Origin of the sequence: Acinetobacter sp. YH12145 (assembly GCF_013418335.1) — a bacterium.
Classification (GTDB): domain Bacteria; phylum Pseudomonadota; class Gammaproteobacteria; order Pseudomonadales; family Moraxellaceae; genus Acinetobacter; species Acinetobacter amyesii.
On record NZ_VPCE01000013.1, the window covers coordinates 111,231 to 128,975 of the forward strand.

Genomic DNA, 17,745 nt, shown 5'->3' on the forward strand with positions numbered 1-17,745 from the left:
TATCAAGATTTCTCAATTTTATATTTAATTTTGATATCAATCACTTAAATTGCATTTTTACTGTTTTAAAACACTGACAGCCTTGGTCTTTTGCTGACATATTTTTGTTGAAAATGACCATTTTGGTAGTGGTTTCCTAGCCTTCAAATTTTCAATATGAAATCGATCCTATTGTGATTTATTCAATATAAATCCTGAAATAAAACATCTTAAATGCGCCATAAAAAATCCCCGAACAGTGCGGGGATTTTGAGGAATCAACTGAAATTATTCATCGTCCGTTTCAGGCTCATGATGTAGCGCATCATGTATGGCTTCCACCAATTGCTGTGCAATTTCTTGTTTTGACGCTTTCTCTAAATCACGCTTGTCCATTTGATATTGATCTGCGAAGAACACGGTCATGGCGTTTTCATCAGAAGCAAAACCAATATCTTTACGTGAGACATCATTGCACGCGATCATATCGAGTTTTTTCGCCACAAGTTTGCCTGCGGCATACTCCTCGACATTGCGTGTCTCGGCAGCAAATCCAACCATAAATGGACGTTTTGACTGCTGCGCAATCGTTGCAACGATATCTGGATTTTTAATTAATGCCACATTGAGTTCATCACCAGCTTTTTTGATTTTATGCTCTGCAACTTCTGCCACGCGATAATCCGCAACGGCTGCTGTTGCAATAAAAATATCACAGCCTTCATCTAACATTTGCAAACTGGTGTCTAACATTTTAATTGCAGACTGCACATTAATCCGTCGTACACCATTTGGTGTATCTAAACTTACGGGTCCTGCGATCAGCGTTACTTTAGCCCCAGCTGCATAACAAGCCGCTGCCAGAGCAAACCCCATTTTACCTGTGCTGTGGTTGGAAATATAACGAACAGGATCTATCGACTCACGTGTTGGACCGGCTGTAATCGCCACATGTTTGCCTGCAAGCATGCCAAATTTTTCAGCAATAGCTCGCTGTGCTTGATGAAAATAGGCCGTCACTTGATCTGCTAGATCTTCAGGCTCAGGCATGCGTCCTAAGCCCACATCACCACAGGCTTGAGAACCGGCATCGGGCATGATCACATGTACGCCATCTTCAACCAGTGTATTTAAATTACGCTGTGTCGCTTTGGCTGCCCACATTTGCTGATTCATCGCAGGGGCAACCCAAACGGGTGCTTTTGTTGCAAGATAAAGTGTAGAAAGAAGGTCATCTGCTAAACCCGCCGCAAATTTTGCCAGCGTGTCGCAACTTGCAGGAGCAACCAATACCAAATCAGCCCAACGTGCCAATTCAATATGCCCCATGCCCGCTTCCGCTTCGGGATTGAGTAATTCGGTATGCACAGGGTTGCCTGAAAGCGCCTGAAACGTTAGCGGGGTCACAAAGGCTTGCGCACCTTGAGTCATCACCACGCGCACATCAAATCCGGCATCTTTTAACCGACGGACAAGAATGGCACTTTTATAGGCTGCGATACCACCAGTGACACCTAAAAGAATATTTTTTGTGGGCATTACACTTAAATCAAAGCTCACGAACAGGCTACCTATCTGTTGCAGTGGCGCTCACAATAGCATTAAATATGCACTGACCCAACAATCTGCTGTGAAAAAGCCGATTGACTGATAATAAAAAAGTCTAAGAATAATGAATAATTCAATTAAAAATTGGCCTGAACAAGAGCGCCCACGTGAGCGCCTGATTCAACAAGGCGCACAAAGTTTATCCGATGCTGAGCTACTGGCTATTTTCCTACGCTCTGGTTCCCAGCAGCACTCTGCTGTCGAACTTGCACGAGTCCTGATTCAACATTTTGGTCAGTTGCAAGCGCTAATGGATGCGTCACTTGAGGATTTACGCCAGTTTCATGGCATCGGAAATAGTAAATATGCGCAGCTCATGGCGGTAAAAGAACTCGGTAAACGCTATGTGAGTCAACATTTTCAAAATGAAGCCTTGCACTTGCAACATTCTGAACAATTGCAAAACTTTCTTCGCTTTGAATTTTTAGCGGAACGTCAAGAAGTCTTTGGCGTGCTTTGTCTAGATGCGCATTTAAGAAAAATAAACTTTAAAAAACTTTTTTATGGCAGCCTCAATACCTGTGAAATTTCCATCAATCAACTGCTGCGTTATGCCATTTCTGAACACGCCAGCAGTATCGTCATTGCACATAATCATCCTTTCGGTCGTGCAGAACCCTCTGCTGCCGATCTGGAATTGACTCGACTCATTCAGCAGGCTTGTCAGCTGGTGGAAATTCGACTGATCGATCATTGCATTATCTCCACAGAAGGGAGTTTTTCCTTTGCTGAACATGGCTTGCTCCAAGCACACTCATCTGCATCAAACAGTTATTGACAAGTGCTTGAGCAAACCCGAAGATCATCATAATTTTTTAAAACTAGAAATTATCATTCGAACATGATCGTCCGTGACCAACCGAGTATTTTTAAACTGCTATTTTCTTGGCGAGGAACGATTTTACCTAAGGTTTTACCACCGCTCGGGATCGTTATGTTGCTGTCTGCCATTGTGGGCGGCTTATCCTATGTCGATATCTTCCATTTTACCGAATTTCCTTTGGTCGGCTTTACCCTAATTGGTGTCGTGCTATCGATTTTTTTAGGCTTTAAAAACTCAGCCTGCTATGACCGTTGGTGGGAAGCTCGGCGTTTATGGGGCATTTTGATTGCCAATGCACGCCATTTTGACCGTGACTGCCGTTTACTCAGTCAAGGCCGTCGTGAACGTGTGATCCAACATGTGATTGTGTTTGCCAATGTTTTGCGTGACCGACTCCGCCATCAAACCGCCAACCCCACTGAACTAGTTGAAACCAGCGGCATGAGCGCGAATGCCATCACTCAGTTATACCAACAAGCCAATGCACCGCAGTACACGTTGAGTTTGATTCAATGGGAGCTAATGCAGGCGCTTAAAGATGGTGAAATTTCAGATATTATTTATACCCAGATGAATCAGCATGTGATGGAACTCAGCACCGTACAAACAGGCTGTGACCGGATTGCCACCACGCCATTACCGTTTGCTTATTCGGTCTTGCTGAATCGAACCGTTTATTTTTTCTGTTTTGTCTTACCCTTTAGCTTGGGTTCTACTTTAGGCCTTGCGACCCCCCTTTTGGTCGGGATTTTGGCCTATACCTTTTTAGGCTTAGATGCGCTGAGTTCAGAGATTGAAGAGCCCTTTGGTACACAAAGCAATGACCTTCCTTTGGACTCAATGGTTCGAACTATTGAAATTGAGCTACTTGGAACTTTAGGAAAACCCACCCCACCACCGATTCAAGCTAAAGATCATAATTTATTATAATTGGTATGCGTTTCGCCTGAATGCACGGATCGCATTCAGATCCATGATCCATACAACACCCATAATAAGGAAAAATCATGAAAATAAAAAAACGGATTTTCACTTATAAGCCACAACCGATTCTGCATCCTTGCAAAGCGCTTGCTGTGATTTTCATGTTCGTTGTGTTGCTGTTTAGCATCGCATTACTCCTAGCATGGCAAGGCATATTATTCACATCATGGCAAAGCAATTGGCAATTCTTATTCCTGATGAGTGCTCTATTGGTCATCAGTATATTTCGTGACAAATCGCAAAGAATCAAATTTCCATTTTGGATTCAACAGCATTTGATTGATCCCAAATTGGCTTTGGATTTAAAAGAACACGCCTTACGCAGTTCAGATGCTGTGATTGTGGATTATCGAGAGGTGCGTGAACATTGGTGGCAAGGCAAACAGCAACAATTGCTCTTAAAGCTCAATGAACTTGAAGAGGCGAAATGGTTTAGCGTCGATCTCCATCAAGTCTTTGCGAGTACTTTGTTTTTAAACATTCATGTGCAATTGAATTCTGCCCTCATTGGGCAACAGATTTGGGTGCATTATTTGGCACGTACGCGCACCATCGTGCAGTTATATGCGCATGATCAGCTTGATGATTTTCATCAAATGAAAAACTACTTTGCCATGCCCTATACGGGGAATATCTATTTTGAGCAGATTCCAACACGGCTTACGTTGGATTTACCTTATTTATCGGAAATTCATGCCGTTCGTGAAGAAGATCAACCCGGTTATCTCCTCAAACTGAAAACCAGTTATGGGCAGAGCTATCGTATCAGTTCACAGGCACGGCATTTTGATAAACTCGAATTGGCACTCTCAAGCGCCATTGATTTTATTCCTTATCGCAATTTTAAACATCAACCTACCATGCAATCTGCCTTGCTGACCAAGAGGCATCCTCAACGCGTGACACGTCTACTGTTGTGCATAATCGCCATCAGTGTTTTTATCATCGCGTTTTTGTTCAAGGCATGGTTCTGGGCATGCGTTGCCGTGGGCTGCCTCTATCTGCTTTACCGTAACATTCAGCATTATCGAACTTCACCGTTTATCGAAGATCCTGATGTCAATGTGACTTAAAACTGTCCCAGATTCCAACTTGCCCCTCTTTCACTCGAGGGATGTTGCCGAGTTTAATCCACGGCATATTGTCACCATGAAAATCACTCCCAACAGAAACTTTCAAGTTAAAGGCAGCAATCATGCGATCTACCATTTGACGAGTCGATAATGGCTCAATTGCCGGTGGTAATTCCACTGCATCACCGCCCGCTTCAGCAAAGATTTCAATCAAATAACGAATATTGGTCGCAGATAAATCATAACGCGTTGGATGCGCCAACACTGCAAAGCCACCACTGGCATGAATCACCTCAATGGTCTCAACAAGACTTGGACCTTCAAATTTTACAAAAGCTTTTTTGCCTTCTTTAATATATTTATCAAAAGCTTGTTGTGGACGTGAAACTACCCCCTTTTCCACCAAAGTTTTGGCAATATGAGTACGTGTTACCCGATCTGGTATATGGTCAACCTTGGCAATCACATCGCTATAAATATCTTGACCAATTAACGGTATCAGTAAGTCACAAATCTGCCGAGCACGTTCCGCTCGAATACGCTTTTGATCCATCAATAAGGCTTGTAAGGGCGCAGGATTTTGCATATTTAAAGCGACAATATGTACACCATAACTTTTTTTGGTCGCAGGTCTCGACCACTGACTGGAAATCTCCACGCCAGAGATTAATTGCAAGTTTAATTCATGCGCAACCTGCTCTGCAGCCAACAATCCGTCCATCGTATCGTGATCAGTCAAAGCCAGCGTATGAATTCCAATAGCACTTGCGGCCTGCACCAAAGCCTCTGGTGACAAAGTACCATCAGAAATATTACTGTGTGTATGTAAATCTACGCCTTGCATCTCTATACTATGTCATTTATTTGATCAGATTTAGATACTCTAACATGAAAGCACTTTTAGACTTTGTGCCACTCATTATTTTCTTTTATTTATATAAAACTGTAGATCCAAAAGATACGCAGCACCCATTATTACAATTGATTGGTTCTGCTGGGGGTGTCGATAACAATAACATTCTTGTGGCAACATCAGGCCTCATCATTTCCATGCTTGTGGTTTATGGTGCATTGTTTGTCATGCAAAAATTCCGTCTAGATAAACAACAATGGATTGTGTTGTTCATGACCGTGATTTTTGGTGGTATTACCCTGATGCTAAGCGATGATTTTTATATTCGTTTAAAAGCCGTTTTACTGAACTTAGTTTTTGCTGGGGCGTTTTTACTTTCTCCACTATTTAGTAAAGATAAGAAACCACTCATCGAACGTTTATTTGGTCCAGTCTTAAATTTAACCGCTGTCGGTTGGAAACGATTGAACTATGCATGGGCTGCAATGTTCGTGGTAATGTCATGTTTACACACCTTTTTCGCTTATTTGTTTGCAGACGGAAAATATTGGGGTGAATTCACTGCTTTTGGTGACATGATCGTGATGTTTTCCTTTATCATTATTCAGTTTATTGTATTACGTAAATACTTTAAGACCTCAGAATAATCCATTCGGTCAAAAATCAGGAAAAGTCATGCCATTATTCGTCGTAAGCTGTACAGATAATGAAGGTACAGTGGAAAAGCGCCTTGCGGTTCGTCCTCAACATCTTGAACGTCTACAAAAACTTGATGATGAAGGTCGTCTGATTGTTGCAGGTGCGATGCCTAAAGATCCGGCAAACCCGCAAGCTGGTTTTTATGGCAGTACGATCATTGTCGATTTTGATAGTCGTGAAGCCCTAGACCAATGGTTGGCAGATGAACCTTTCCTCAAAGAAGGGGTTTATGGCCAAATTGATGTCAAACCATTTAACAAAGCATTTCCTAAAGGATAAGGTTCATGCGCGTCGTTGTTTCTAGTTTACTGGGCTTATCTTTAATTTGTTCAACTGCATGGGCTGAAGAACCGGCTCCTGCACCTGCTGTAGCCCCTGCTGCTCAAGCAACGACTGCAACACCTCCTCCCAATCCTGTGCCGCATACCATTCCTGCCAATAAACCGGGCATCATTAAAGTGGCGGCAACCGTCAATCCCAATGGTCAACCTCAAGATGCAAATCCATTGACCATTGAGCAATTGGCAAAAAATAAAGCGCTGCAAGATGCCAAAGTCAAAGCGATGGTCAAAGACCAATCAGTACGCTTACAACAGTTAGAAAAAGCTAACCTTGAAGCCTTGGCGCAAAACCAAGAATTACAACTTAAAAATGATAGCTTGGGCGTACAAGTACAAGTGCTGCAAAGTGAACGTAGCGCGCAGATGTTTTTATACGGCGGGACCACACTTGGTGTTGGCGTGATTTTAGGTTTCTTGTTGGCCAGTTACGTCTATACCAAACGTCGTCGTCAATGGTAATTCATTTTTCTACTTCAATTTAAAGGTTGCTTGAGTTTTGTCAGGTGCAATTCAGACTGCCGATCTCGATTGGCAAATGATCGATGGCATTGATATTCCAGTGTCTAAACAGTTTGGTGATGTGTATTTTTCGAAGGACAATGGCCTACTCGAAACACGTCATGTGTTTTTAAAAGGGAATGACCTCGACACTCGCCTTGCGGCACTGACTGATTTTGAATATTTCAGTGTCGGCGAAACAGGTTTTGGTACAGGCTTAAATATTTTGGCCTTGTGGCAATTATGGCAACAGGTTCGTCCAGATAATCACAGTCATCTGCATGCCATTTCTGTAGAAAAATTCCCTTTATCTAAAGCAGACCTCATTCGTGCATTAAATGCATGGCCTGAATTACAACCTTTGGCACAGCAACTGATTGCGCAATATCCTGAACCCATTGCGGGATGTCATCGACTCAATTTTCCAGAAGAACGTTTTTCAATTGATCTTTGGTTAGGCGATGCACACGACGTTTTTCCCGTCATGGCAAAAACTGCTACGGTCAATGCATGGTTCTTGGACGGTTTTGCACCCGCCTGTAATCCTGACATGTGGGAAGAAAACGTACTCAAAAATATCGTGCGTCTATCAGACATTGGGACGACCTTCTCCTCATTTAGTGTGGCAGGTGTACTCAAACGCGGCTTACGTGAGCATGGTATTACCATTACACGACCACGTGGCTTTGCGCATAAGCGTGAAATGCTCAAAGCTTTTTGGCTCGCACCTGAAAAGTTAGATGATCAATCCGTAGTTGCTGACATACCCACCTTAGACGAAAAAAAAAATTCTGAAATCACTGTAGGTCATAAGCCCCGTCAAATCGCGATTATTGGCGCTGGCATCGCCGGTTTAAGCTGTGCTTGGGCATTTGCTCAACGCGGGCATCAAGTGCGTATTTACGAGAAATCAGCACCACTCAGCGGTGGATCGGGTAATCCTCTTGCCCTACTCAACCCTAAACTCTGTCCAATTGAACAAAGTGCTGAACATTTGATGACCTTGAGCTGGTTATATGCACTCAAGCATTATCAAAACTTCAAGGCATTTCGTCCCTTACAGATTCACCAATCTATTTTAAAAAATAAAGCAGAGCACCTTGATTTAGCTCAAGCTTATCCTTCAGAGGTGTTAGCGGCTGAAGAAGGCACGCTAAATCAATTAGCCTCAACATATCCAACCTTGCTCCTCAAACAAGCAGGCGCAGTCAGTCCACATCAGCTTCGTGACCAAATCTTGGCACATCCACACATTGAATTGTTACAAGCAGATATTCAACGCATTGAGCAACAACAAAATGGCGTTGCGCTATTTACACAGGATCAGCAGCTTCCATCTGCCGAGCATGTCATTCTCTGTGCGGCACGTGACAGTATGCAGCTACAAACAGATTATCCAGAGCTGCGTGCCATTCGTGGACAAGTCAGTTGGTTGAACAACCCCGCTCAACAAATGGATATGCATACCGCCTATAGTTATGGGGGCTACTGTATGCAACTGGATGCCGAACAGATGATTATGGGCGCGTCATTTTATCCCGGCCGTGATGACACCGCCGTTCTCACAGAAGATCATGTGCATAACTATGAACTTATCCACAATGTGTTCCCCGACTTTGCCAAAACCCTAGCACCGATTGAGCAATGGCAAGGACGTGCCGCAATTCGCGCACAGACAAAAGACTTTTTCCCGGTAATTGGTGCAGTCCATGAAGATCAGCAAATTTATAGCTGTAGTGGACTCGGTTCTAAAGGTTTCCTGTATGCCCCGCTCTGTAGTGAAATCATTGCCGCGTTGGTCTTAAAAGAAGCCTGCCCTATTCCAACACAGCTACTCGATAAAATTCATGCAGCACGTTTTATACGACGCGCCAAAGCCAAACAAAAAACTAAGAAGCCTTATTTTCAGGGTCAGATGCTGTCATCTCCACCTCAAAAAAATAACCTGCAATAAAAAAGCGCCTTTCGGCGCTTTTTTTGATTCGATCTCATTTCCCTTGTTCCAAAGGAAGACCGGCATCACGAGCAGCACGCGTGCCGCCCATTAAGATTACATATTCACGTGAGCTGTCAAAACCCTCTAGTAACTCTGCTGCACGTGGAGCTTTACTTCCGCCACCACATAAAATGTAAATGGGTTGATCCGTTGACACCTGAGTCAGTGCATCTGATGACAATGCGTTGATCGGTCGGTTAACCGCACCTTTCACATGTGCTTCAGCATAAGCACTTGCATCGCGAACATCCCAGATAATCGAGTCTTCTGGGAACTCAAATGTTGTAATTTCTTGTTTACGGATCATTGCGCACTCCTTTTGATGTAAACAACACTTGGCAAATGAAGAAAACATCCCTAGCATCTCAGATATTCTTTCCCTTTGTAAAGGTCTAATCTATGCCTTCTTTTGATATTGTTTCCGAATTAGAAGTTTTTGAAGTAAATCATGCAGTTCAAAACACGCAAAAAGAAATTGCGACGCGTTTTGACTTCCGTGGTCAAGACGTTTCAATTGAGTTAAATGAGAAAAATAAGGAAATCAAAATCTCAACAGAAAGCGATTTCCAATGTGAGCAAGTGTATACCATGCTCGAAAATCATTTCTTCAAACGTAAAGTCGACATTCAAGCACTCGATCCACAAAAAATGACGGCTTCTGGTAAAAACGTCATTCAAGTGATCAAACTGAAAGACGGTCTTGACTCTGATACTGCAAAAAAAATCAATAAAGCCATTAAAGAAAGCGGCATTAAAGTGCAATCTTCTATTCAAGGCGACAAAATTCGTGTGACTGACAAGAAGCGTGACACTTTGCAACAAGTGATGGCGTTCTTAAAAGAGCAACAGTTTGGTGTGCCGCTTCAATTTAACAACTTTAAAGATTAAGGCAGCACAACTGCCATTGAGGTCAATATGGCACATCCAAATCGTTTAAATAAACTGGTCAAAGCAAGCTCTAAATTACCCAAAGGTATTCAAAGTCGTTTGCTCAGTCGAGCTTTTGGTCGTGTCGTGCCTATGGTCGGTACCGCTAAAATTCGTTATCAACATGTCAGCCCTGAGCGTGTTGAGGTGAGCATCGCCAATCATAAGGCGATGCAAAACCATATCGGGCAAGTACATGCCTGTGCCATGGCGCTGATCGCAGAAACAGCCACAGGCTTTGTCACAGCAATGAACGTCCCAGACAGTGCCATTGTCCTTATTAAAAGCTTCAAAGTTGATTTTAAACGTCCAACCCAAGGTGGGATGACAGCCATCGCAACGCTTACACCCGAACAGCAACGACAAATGCAAAGCACAGAAAAAGGTGAAACTTTAGTACAGGTCTTAGTCACCGATGAATCTGGTGAAGCACCGATTCAATGTGAAATGCTTTGGGCGTGGGTGGCAAAATCCGCTCTGAAAAATAAATAAATGTAAATAAAACTTACTTTTAGGTAAGTATAAGTTTTACCAAATTTCAGCAAAATCAAGACTGTTTTTTACTATTTATACGCCGTAATTCCGCTCAATATGCTTGCACGACACAAATATATTGAGCACTTTATGAAAAAAATCATTCCCCTTTCATTCATCGGCATGGCGGTTTTTTTAACTGCATGTCAAAGTAATATTCCTGCTACGCCAACGACTCCAAATCAAGCGGCTGATAGCAATATTCAAACCAGCCAAGCAGCGGAAAATAAGAAAATCGTGATTGATTTTTATGAAGGTGTCTTTCTTAAACATCAGGTTAAGACGTATGCTGACCGATATATTGGCAACCAATATATTCAACATAATCCGCATGTACCTGATGGCAAGGCGCCATTTGTCGATTACTTCACCCAGTATTTTAAACAAAATCCTGAAGCAAAAAACCAGATCAAACGTGCTGCTGCCGAAGGTGATTTGGTCTATTTACATGTGCACTCTACGCAGAATAAGCAAGACCGTGGAGAAGCCATTATTGATATCTTCCGTGTTGAAAATGGCAAGATCGTCGAACATTGGGATGTGCAACAGAGCATTCCTGAAACCAGTGCCAATTCAAATACAATGTTCTAATTTCTCCGTCACTATTCATAAAAAAGCCACTCGATTGAGCGGCTTTTTTATTGCGTCTAACTTTAATTAAGCTTGATCTGCAGCAAATTTAGCTTTTGCATCTGCAGGAATTTGACGCTTAGCACCTTTCACATCCACAGCGACAAATGTAAACACACCTTCGGTTACGCGAATTGGATCACGTGAGCTGTCATGGCTATCCCAAACTTCAATCTGCATTTGGATAGAGGTATTACCCACTTTTAAAATTTTGGTATATACACTGATGACATCCCCGACTTTCACAGGAACGAGGAAGGTCATTTGGTTAATTGAAATCGTTGCACAGCGTCCTTGACTGAAACGCTCTGCGTGAATTGCACCGGCCAAGTCCATTTGTGACACGATCCAACCACCGAAAACATCACCACTCCAGTTGGTGTCTGCAGGCATCGCGATGGTTTGTAGGGAAAGCGTTCCTTCAGGTTTTACATGAGTTTCTGACACTTTAGCTCCTGGCGCTGACATTTATTGAGGTAGATTTAACTGCTGGTTGAGCCATTGTTGTAACTCACCAGCACGCATTGCACCACTTATTCTAGCAATTTCGTTGGTTTTATTCATCAAAACCAGTGTAGGAATACTACGAACATTAAATGCACCGCTCAATCGAGGGTTTGCTTCGGTATCAATTTTGGCAAAAACCACCTTCGGATTTGATTTTGCAACTTGTGCAAAGTGTGGCGCCATCATCTTACATGGTCCACACCACTCAGCCCATAAATCGATCAGCACAGGTAAATCACTATTGCTAATAAAATTTGCAAAGTTCTTTTCATTCAACTCGATGGGCGCCAATGGAATCAATGCTTGGTGACATTGACCACATGCAGGTCCAACTTCGAGTTTTTCTTCAGGTACACGGTTTTTTGCACCACATTCAGGACACACAACGATCATTTAGCTGACTCCAACATGTTGATGTAAAAATTCTAATTGGGTTGCCATGGCTTTTTCAAACCATTGCCCGTGATAAATATCAAAATGTTGCATTTCCCACTCATAATACTGCACATACGGTGCAATATTGGTCGCAGTTTCTCGGCTTGATTCGATGGGAATCAAACTATCTTCTTTGGCTGCAATAAAAAGTACTGGTATGCTAATTTTACGGACATCCAATATTGGGCGATAACGGATTAACTTAAAAAAGGCCCGAGCCGGAATTTCGCCACTCCAATAAAAATCAGGATTTACAATCGATAAATAGCCCGCATAACTGTCTTCAGACTGTAAAAAACACAATCGATGCGGATCAACTACGGGTAAAGTCGTTGGGCTCATCCCAACTTTAGAGCCCATATAGTCCTGACTCGATAATTTTAACGCTTTGGGTAATTGCTGTAAGGGATACAATTTTGCACTTTCAGCGCCATCGACAAATGGAACTTGTACCATCACCGCTTTAATATTTTTAAGCTCTGCCGCCAAACTGAGTACATAACCACCACTCAGCGATGTTCCCCATAATACAATGCGCCTTGAATCAATCGATTTACGCTGCTGTAAATGATCGATCATGGTCCGCCAATCTTCAAGTTGAGCTTTAAGGTTCACTAATTCTCTCGGACGCCCCGTGCTACCCCCCCAATAGCGATAGTCAAACAACACGACAGCATAGCCCGCTTGTACAAAGCGCTTGGCATATTGCACTAATTTAAACTGGCGTAATGCCGCCAAACCATGTGCCATGAGAATGACTGCAGGTTTTTCAACAGATTTTGGACGATAAAAGTCAGCAGCTATAACATCTTGTCCGCTTTTGACATACAGTGGTTCGACTGTATAGGCGTGCATACGCGCTCCATTGCGTTATTTTATGGTTGTAATCGCTTATAAAAATTTAAGAACATTCTGCTCAAGTTTGTGCTTAATGCTATCATAAAGCATAAATCTATGAATTAAATTATGGAGTGACTCAATGAGCGAAAATGTTGGTTTTGCAGGTCAAATCGGCCCAGAACATGTAGCGCAAGTGGTTGAAAAAGGCTTTAAATCGATTATCAATAACCGCCCTGACATGGAAGGTGGTCCTGAGCAACCAACCAGTGCTCAAATTGAAGAAGCAGCACGTAGCGCTGGTTTAGACTATGTTCATCAACCGGTTGTTGCGGGTCAAATTTCTGAGCTAGATGTCCGTAACTTTGCGAATCATTTTAATGAATTGCCAAAGCCAGTACTCATGTTCTGCCGTACAGGTAACCGTTCAAATAACCTATATCAACTAGCAAAACAGATGGATCTTTTGGATGACTAAGGCTTTCATTCAAAAAGCTTTATTGATCGCAACATGCATCTTTTCGGCACCCACATTTGCTGATAATAACAGTCAGCCCTTAAATGCAAATTTAAGTGTCTCTGGACAAATGACCACAGATAAGTTTTCAAGTTTACTCAAACAACTTAAATTTAAATCTGTAATTGTGAATCGACCAGATAGTGAGGCGGGCAATGAAGTGACTGTTTTACAGTTAAGAGGCATTGCTGAAAAGTCTCATGTGAGTGTTGTATATCAACCTGTACAAAGCGGTAAAATTTCTCAAACAGACGTGAAAGAATTTGCCAAATATTATAATGAGCTTCCTAAACCCATTTTGATGATTTGTCGTAGCGGCTCTCGTTCGACAGCTCTTTTTAATCAAGCTAAGTCTCAAGGTTTGCTCAATGACTAAATTCGTGTTTACAGTTTTATTTACAACATTATTACTAACAGGATGTAATTCTATGAATGTACGTCCAACCGTTGGTGTAAGTGTCGGGACTACACTTTAAATTCTCAGTCCCTAAAATAAAAAACAGCGCCGAAGCGCTGTTTTTTATTTTTATATTATTTAATATTTAACCAAGATGTTACGCTCTTACCGCCTGGAACACTTGAAATGATTTTTACATCATCTCCTGCTGTACAGCCTTTCAAGCGAACTGTGTAATTCACTAGGTCATTTCCATTATTTGCGAATGTACTTGGTGTTAATAAAGCCATAGTATTCGGAACGGTTAAATTTCCACTTCTAATTTCAGCTTCACAAGATAAATTTTTATAAGCGATTTCAGGAGTGCCCGTCACAGTTGATGCAATCCCCCCCTTACTCCCCATTCCAGTTGAATCAATTATTACAGCATAATCAATATTATCAATGGTTACAATTAGAGTAGTATTTGGTTCTGCCCCTGAAACTTTCAAGATTTGTTTAGTTGAGTCTGTAGCATCTAATTGAAGTTTAGCTTTAGGTTGAAAATCACTATTATCTTTCACTGCTACAGAAATAGTTGTACCTGATGGCATCGGCACTGTTTTTTGCGAGTTGCCAAACACTTGGAAGCTAAAATTGCCTGAACCACTTGTAATGAACCCATTACTATCAAATCCTGTATTCCAAACAAATGTTGGTGTGTCGTGTGCAAAAGAGAATACCAATTGTTGGCGGAGTACTGCACTTAGACCACTGTCGCAAGTATTTGGGATATTCGGTTGTGCAAAGCTAGAAATCGCGCATTGTAATGCACCAGCGGCTTTTTGATAAATGAATTCACCTACACTATGTAGATTATCTTCGTTATCATCCTTAAAGAAATCGCCAATATTATCAGTTAAGGTATCCGTGCCTGCTGTATATAAATTGTCGCCATTATTATCTATATAACTCTTGTCACCTTCAACATAGGCTAAAACAGTCACACGGTTATCTAAAGGTCTTGGGCTCTGAGTCGTTAAAGTCACAGAGCAAACACCTTTATCATCCGTCATACAGTTTGAATCAACTTTACCGCCTTCGCTGACAAAACTGATGACTGTATCTTTCGGTACAGGGTTACCTGTACGGTCACGCATACGGGCAACGATCGTTGCAACATCCCCATCAATATCTGTACGTAAAGACTGTTTAGAAACAGATAGACTGACACCATTTTGTGTAACGCGTCCAGAAGAAACCTTCACGCCTTTAGAAATTGCTGATACAGTTGGAGATGCGACCAATGTTGCTTTAATCTCTACAGGGCCTGGAATATTACCTGGATATAAATTAACAACAATTTTACCTTTAGAATCACTTTTTAATATTTGGGTAGCGCGGTTATTCAATGTCACAAAATTAAGATCATTTGGCGCTTTTTCCAAAGAGACCTCTACGTCTTTATCTTTTGCAGGAACACCATTAGCATAAAGCGTAAACTCAATAGAGTTAGATGCTGCAGATCCACTGCTCTTTATACCTAAATTAACATCAGCGGCAGTTGTATAAACTAGAGAATCTGCTGCTACCGCTGCAATATTAAGTGTTGTTGTAACAGTGGCTGAGCTGCTTGGCGAAGATGCTGTAACAACAACAGGGCCTTCACATAAATCACCATTCGAAGCAATGGCTTTATATGAAGTAATAACATTGCCTTGATTTGATGAAATTACAGATGCAGGATCGAATGTTCCACAACTTGCAGTAAAGTTCACCGTTACATTGTTTTGCGCTTGAGAATTTTGATTTAAAGTTTTTAAAGTAATATTTGTAGAAGCGCCAGATGAAAGACCAGCAGCTGCAGCAGATATATTTGATAAGACAACATTTAATGACTGTAAACTAAAGACTGCATCTTTTGCTGTAACGGTATTACCATCATATTCAGCACTTGCTGAAATTTTGTAGGCACCTGTACTGCTCAAATTTTCAGGTGTTACTGAAATAGTTGCTTCACCGTTTGCATTAGTCACAACTGCAGCATTAGAGCTGCCAAAAGTGACTCCACCAGTTGAAGTAAATGTAACGATTGCTCCACTAACACCATTTCCAGACTGATCTGTCACTTTTACAGTAGCTGTTACACCCTCTGCAGTAATAACCGTAGTCGAATTACCATTCAAATCTTTCAGCTGAATTGCGCTAGCATTCAGCGATTTGACTTCTTCACCAGTATTGGGATTTGTTGAAGAACCACCAGAATTTGCCCCTTCATTAAAATAACCATCACTACCACCACCACCGCAACTTGCCAACAATACGGCTAAAGCTACAGCTGACAGTTTCATAGTCACTTGTTTTTTTTGCATGGAATTCCCCCAAAACCCTCAATATATATAGAGTTGTTATAAATATTTATTGGTTGCTATGTAACCATAATTATAGCTTTATGTAAACACAAGGAATACAAATGTTTGATATGTTAAATTTGAAGAATGAAGGAGAATTTTATGTACGACATCATCATTATCGGTGCAGGAACAGCAGGCATTTCAGCCTATAAAGAAGCAATTAAAAAAACACAAAATATCCTTATCATTAATGATGGTCCCTGGGACACTACCTGTGCACGCGTCGGTTGTATGCCAAGTAAAATACTTATCTCTACTGCCAACCGTATGTACGAAATACGACATGCTGATAATTTAGGCCTAGATGTCAAAAGTGAAATTGATACCTCTAGCGTCATGCAACATGTTCAAACCTTACGTAATCGTTTTACACGAGCCACGTTAAAAGATGTTGAAAGTTGGCCAAGCCAGCATAAAATTTCAGGTAAAGCTGAATTTATTGATTCAAATACCATTCAAGTAAACAACCAAACATTTAAAGCTAAGTCATTTATCCTTGCTGTAGGTACAACTCCTGCTATAGATGCTGAACAAAAAAAAATATTAGGCGATAAATTAATTACATCAGATCAGATATTTGAATTAGAACAACTCCCTAAATCAGTCGCAGTTATTGGAAGTGGCGTCATCGCTTTGGAATTAGCGCAGGCTTTAACACGGCTTAATGTAAACACCACTGTTTTTGCACGTAGTCGAAAAATTGGCTCATTGACTAGCCCCATATTACAAAAGCTCGCACAGGAAGAGTTAAGTAAAGAATTAAAGCTAAAGTTTGAAATTTTACCTGAACATTACTCTCTTGAAGGCGATCTAGTTCATTTAACCTATACTGAAGAAAACGTACAAAAGTCGCTACAAATTGACTATGTTTTAGCTGCAACTGGCAGACGTACATTATTAAATACCTTAGGTTTAGAACGTATAAGTGCAGAATTTAAAGATATTAAAAATTTACCGATCAATCCGGATACAAAACAACTAGCTGATTATCCAATTTTTATTGTCGGTGATGCACATACCAATACCCCTATCCAACACGAAGCAGCTCATGAAGGTAAATTTACAGTACAAAACTGTTTAAACTTTCCAAAAATTAAATCCATCAAGACATTAACCCCTCTAGGCATCTTATTTTCTACACCACAAATGGCAACTATTGGTCAAAGCTATAAGCAACTACAAGATAAAAACACAGAATTCGTCATTGGTTTCGTTTCTTACGAAAAACAAGGTCGTGCGATTGTTGCTGCTAAAAATAAAGGGGCTGCCGAAGTATATGTGGATACAATTAACCATACACTATTAGGAGCTGAGCTATTCTGTGCAGAAGCTGAACATTTAGCACACTTGCTTGCTTGGATGATTTCAGAAGAACTAAGCATACATGAAATTTTGAATAAACCTTTCTATCATCCAACTTTAGAAGAAGGGTTAAGAACAGCATTAAAGCATGCACGACGTCAGTTAAGATAATTTTATCGCTCTATGTAAACTTATAGCGTTGGATATCCAACGCTTAATTTCCGTATCCCCCTCTATCTTTTTCCTTTCCCTTTTTCCCGGCATAAAAAAACACCCCCTGAGATATCAGGGGGTGTTTTCGAATAATGAGCTGGCGATGACTTACTCTCACATGGGTAACCCCACACTACCATCAGCGCTAAGAGGTTTCACTTCTGAGTTCGGGAAGGGATCAGGTGGTTCACTCTTGCTA

The 17,745-nt window shown here is 41.4% G+C and carries 20 protein-coding genes and 1 rRNA gene; 13 read left to right on the forward strand and 8 right to left on the reverse strand.

The window, feature by feature from the left end; all coding sequences use genetic code 11:
* Window positions 1-267: 267 nt before the first annotated feature.
* Window positions 268-1,539 (reverse strand): bifunctional phosphopantothenoylcysteine decarboxylase/phosphopantothenate--cysteine ligase CoaBC, encoded by a 1,272-nt coding sequence (gene coaBC, locus FTU80_RS13335; RefSeq protein WP_180085577.1) that lies wholly within the window; start codon window positions 1,537-1,539, stop codon window positions 268-270.
* 112 nt (window positions 1,540-1,651) lie between these two features.
* Here coaBC and radC point away from each other — a divergent pair, with 112 nt between their 5' ends.
* The 3 genes from radC (at window position 1,652) to FTU80_RS13350 (ending at window position 4,467) form a co-directional block, all read left to right on the forward strand.
* The gene (radC, locus tag FTU80_RS13340; protein ID WP_180085579.1) at window positions 1,652-2,365 is read left to right on the forward strand and encodes a DNA repair protein RadC; all 714 of its coding nucleotides are present in this window, start codon (window positions 1,652-1,654) and stop codon (window positions 2,363-2,365) included.
* Window positions 2,366-2,428: 63 nt separating this feature from the next.
* On the forward strand, window positions 2,429-3,340 hold the full coding sequence (locus tag FTU80_RS13345; RefSeq protein WP_078191309.1) for a bestrophin family protein: 912 nt from the start codon (window positions 2,429-2,431) through the stop codon (window positions 3,338-3,340).
* A 77-nt stretch (window positions 3,341-3,417) separates the two neighbouring features.
* Entirely contained in the window at window positions 3,418-4,467 is a 1,050-nt protein-coding gene (locus tag FTU80_RS13350; protein WP_180039851.1) for a hypothetical protein, read from the forward strand.
* Here FTU80_RS13350 and FTU80_RS13355 read toward each other — a convergent pair.
* Complete coding sequence (locus FTU80_RS13355) at window positions 4,454-5,311, reverse strand: PHP domain-containing protein (RefSeq protein ID WP_180085581.1); 858 nt, start codon at window positions 5,309-5,311, stop codon at window positions 4,454-4,456. The genes FTU80_RS13350 and FTU80_RS13355 overlap by 14 nt on opposite strands.
* Window positions 5,312-5,355: 44 nt before the next feature.
* On the opposite strand from FTU80_RS13355, the gene FTU80_RS13360 reads away from it, so the two are divergent.
* Genes FTU80_RS13360 through mnmC form a run of 4 tightly spaced genes read left to right on the forward strand, consistent with a single transcriptional unit; the run spans window position 5,356 to window position 8,812 of the window.
* A complete protein-coding gene (locus tag FTU80_RS13360; protein ID WP_078191311.1) occupies window positions 5,356-5,967 on the forward strand; it encodes an inner membrane-spanning protein YciB in 612 nt (203 codons plus the stop codon).
* Between the two features lie 28 nt (window positions 5,968-5,995).
* Entirely contained in the window at window positions 5,996-6,298 is a 303-nt protein-coding gene (locus FTU80_RS13365) for a YciI family protein (protein WP_078191312.1), read from the forward strand.
* 5 nt (window positions 6,299-6,303) lie between these two features.
* Window positions 6,304-6,819, forward strand: coding sequence for a hypothetical protein (locus FTU80_RS13370; protein ID WP_078191313.1), 516 nt, complete (start codon window positions 6,304-6,306; stop codon window positions 6,817-6,819).
* Window positions 6,820-6,856: 37 nt separating this feature from the next.
* Window positions 6,857-8,812: an FAD-dependent 5-carboxymethylaminomethyl-2-thiouridine(34) oxidoreductase MnmC gene (gene mnmC, locus FTU80_RS13375; RefSeq protein WP_180085583.1), complete on the forward strand. Its 1,956-nt coding sequence runs from the start codon at window positions 6,857-6,859 to the stop codon at window positions 8,810-8,812.
* A 34-nt stretch (window positions 8,813-8,846) separates the two neighbouring features.
* On the opposite strand, the gene FTU80_RS13380 is transcribed toward mnmC, so the two are convergent.
* Window positions 8,847-9,161 carry a rhodanese-like domain-containing protein gene (locus FTU80_RS13380; RefSeq protein WP_078194202.1) on the reverse strand — a complete coding sequence of 105 codons (315 nt, stop codon included), beginning with the start codon at window positions 9,159-9,161 and terminating at the stop codon, window positions 8,847-8,849.
* 92 nt (window positions 9,162-9,253) lie between these two features.
* Here FTU80_RS13380 and FTU80_RS13385 point away from each other — a divergent pair, with 92 nt between their 5' ends.
* From FTU80_RS13385 to FTU80_RS13395, 3 genes are all read left to right on the forward strand, one after another.
* Window positions 9,254-9,742 (forward strand): YajQ family cyclic di-GMP-binding protein, encoded by a 489-nt coding sequence (locus FTU80_RS13385; RefSeq protein WP_078194203.1) that lies wholly within the window; start codon window positions 9,254-9,256, stop codon window positions 9,740-9,742.
* Between the two features lie 27 nt (window positions 9,743-9,769).
* Entirely contained in the window at window positions 9,770-10,273 is a 504-nt protein-coding gene (locus FTU80_RS13390; protein ID WP_180085585.1) for a DUF4442 domain-containing protein, read from the forward strand.
* A gap of 132 nt (window positions 10,274-10,405) precedes the next feature.
* The gene (locus tag FTU80_RS13395) at window positions 10,406-10,906 is read left to right on the forward strand and encodes an ester cyclase (RefSeq protein ID WP_180085587.1); all 501 of its coding nucleotides are present in this window, start codon (window positions 10,406-10,408) and stop codon (window positions 10,904-10,906) included.
* A 66-nt stretch (window positions 10,907-10,972) separates the two neighbouring features.
* On the opposite strand, the gene FTU80_RS13400 is transcribed toward FTU80_RS13395, so the two are convergent.
* The 3 genes from FTU80_RS13400 to FTU80_RS13410 are packed head-to-tail and all read right to left on the reverse strand — an operon-like array spanning window position 10,973 to window position 12,742.
* Window positions 10,973-11,392 carry an acyl-CoA thioesterase gene (locus FTU80_RS13400; protein ID WP_078191328.1) on the reverse strand — a complete coding sequence of 140 codons (420 nt, stop codon included), beginning with the start codon at window positions 11,390-11,392 and terminating at the stop codon, window positions 10,973-10,975.
* A 21-nt stretch (window positions 11,393-11,413) separates the two neighbouring features.
* Window positions 11,414-11,845, reverse strand: coding sequence for a thioredoxin TrxC (gene trxC / locus FTU80_RS13405; RefSeq protein ID WP_078191319.1), 432 nt, complete (start codon window positions 11,843-11,845; stop codon window positions 11,414-11,416).
* Window positions 11,846-12,742, reverse strand: coding sequence for an alpha/beta hydrolase (locus FTU80_RS13410; RefSeq protein WP_078191320.1), 897 nt, complete (start codon window positions 12,740-12,742; stop codon window positions 11,846-11,848).
* A 124-nt stretch (window positions 12,743-12,866) separates the two neighbouring features.
* Here FTU80_RS13410 and FTU80_RS13415 point away from each other — a divergent pair, with 124 nt between their 5' ends.
* Window positions 12,867-13,202: a TIGR01244 family sulfur transferase gene (locus FTU80_RS13415; RefSeq protein ID WP_078191321.1), complete on the forward strand. Its 336-nt coding sequence runs from the start codon at window positions 12,867-12,869 to the stop codon at window positions 13,200-13,202.
* Window positions 13,195-13,617 carry a beta-lactamase hydrolase domain-containing protein gene (locus tag FTU80_RS13420; RefSeq protein WP_180085589.1) on the forward strand — a complete coding sequence of 141 codons (423 nt, stop codon included), beginning with the start codon at window positions 13,195-13,197 and terminating at the stop codon, window positions 13,615-13,617. Before FTU80_RS13415 ends, FTU80_RS13420 begins: the two co-directional genes overlap by 8 nt.
* 155 nt (window positions 13,618-13,772) lie before the next feature.
* Here FTU80_RS13420 and FTU80_RS13425 read toward each other — a convergent pair whose 3' ends face one another.
* Window positions 13,773-15,989 (reverse strand): Ig-like domain-containing protein, encoded by a 2,217-nt coding sequence (locus tag FTU80_RS13425; RefSeq protein ID WP_180059456.1) that lies wholly within the window; start codon window positions 15,987-15,989, stop codon window positions 13,773-13,775.
* Between the two features lie 141 nt (window positions 15,990-16,130).
* On the opposite strand from FTU80_RS13425, the gene FTU80_RS13430 reads away from it, so the two are divergent.
* A complete protein-coding gene (locus FTU80_RS13430) occupies window positions 16,131-17,504 on the forward strand; it encodes a dihydrolipoyl dehydrogenase (RefSeq protein ID WP_180085591.1) in 1,374 nt (457 codons plus the stop codon).
* A 137-nt stretch (window positions 17,505-17,641) separates the two neighbouring features.
* On the opposite strand, the gene rrf is transcribed toward FTU80_RS13430, so the two are convergent.
* A 5S ribosomal RNA gene (gene rrf, locus FTU80_RS13435) occupies window positions 17,642-17,745 on the reverse strand; the annotation flags it as partial.

What these genes read in the sequence shown, in the direction of transcription:
- FTU80_RS13420 (WP_180085589.1), top strand. Translation starts at nt 13,195, where the DNA reads ATGACTAAGGCTTTCATTCAAAAAGCTTTATTGATCGCAACATGCATC.
- FTU80_RS13380 (WP_078194202.1), bottom strand. Translation starts at nt 9,161, where the DNA reads ATGATCCGTAAACAAGAAATTACAACATTTGAGTTCCCAGAAGACTCG.
- FTU80_RS13355 (WP_180085581.1), bottom strand. Translation starts at nt 5,311, where the DNA reads ATGCAAGGCGTAGATTTACATACACACAGTAATATTTCTGATGGTACT.
- FTU80_RS13345 (WP_078191309.1), top strand. Translation starts at nt 2,429, where the DNA reads ATGATCGTCCGTGACCAACCGAGTATTTTTAAACTGCTATTTTCTTGG.
- FTU80_RS13395 (WP_180085587.1), top strand. Translation starts at nt 10,406, where the DNA reads ATGAAAAAAATCATTCCCCTTTCATTCATCGGCATGGCGGTTTTTTTA.
- FTU80_RS13425 (WP_180059456.1), bottom strand. Translation starts at nt 15,989, where the DNA reads ATGCAAAAAAAACAAGTGACTATGAAACTGTCAGCTGTAGCTTTAGCC.
- FTU80_RS13390 (WP_180085585.1), top strand. Translation starts at nt 9,770, where the DNA reads ATGGCACATCCAAATCGTTTAAATAAACTGGTCAAAGCAAGCTCTAAA.
- FTU80_RS13430 (WP_180085591.1), top strand. Translation starts at nt 16,131, where the DNA reads ATGTACGACATCATCATTATCGGTGCAGGAACAGCAGGCATTTCAGCC.
- FTU80_RS13365 (WP_078191312.1), top strand. Translation starts at nt 5,996, where the DNA reads ATGCCATTATTCGTCGTAAGCTGTACAGATAATGAAGGTACAGTGGAA.
- FTU80_RS13410 (WP_078191320.1), bottom strand. Translation starts at nt 12,742, where the DNA reads ATGCACGCCTATACAGTCGAACCACTGTATGTCAAAAGCGGACAAGAT.
- FTU80_RS13350 (WP_180039851.1), top strand. Translation starts at nt 3,418, where the DNA reads ATGAAAATAAAAAAACGGATTTTCACTTATAAGCCACAACCGATTCTG.
- FTU80_RS13360 (WP_078191311.1), top strand. Translation starts at nt 5,356, where the DNA reads ATGAAAGCACTTTTAGACTTTGTGCCACTCATTATTTTCTTTTATTTA.
- radC (WP_180085579.1), top strand. Translation starts at nt 1,652, where the DNA reads ATGAATAATTCAATTAAAAATTGGCCTGAACAAGAGCGCCCACGTGAG.
- FTU80_RS13415 (WP_078191321.1), top strand. Translation starts at nt 12,867, where the DNA reads ATGAGCGAAAATGTTGGTTTTGCAGGTCAAATCGGCCCAGAACATGTA.
- FTU80_RS13385 (WP_078194203.1), top strand. Translation starts at nt 9,254, where the DNA reads ATGCCTTCTTTTGATATTGTTTCCGAATTAGAAGTTTTTGAAGTAAAT.
- FTU80_RS13370 (WP_078191313.1), top strand. Translation starts at nt 6,304, where the DNA reads ATGCGCGTCGTTGTTTCTAGTTTACTGGGCTTATCTTTAATTTGTTCA.
- trxC (WP_078191319.1), bottom strand. Translation starts at nt 11,845, where the DNA reads ATGATCGTTGTGTGTCCTGAATGTGGTGCAAAAAACCGTGTACCTGAA.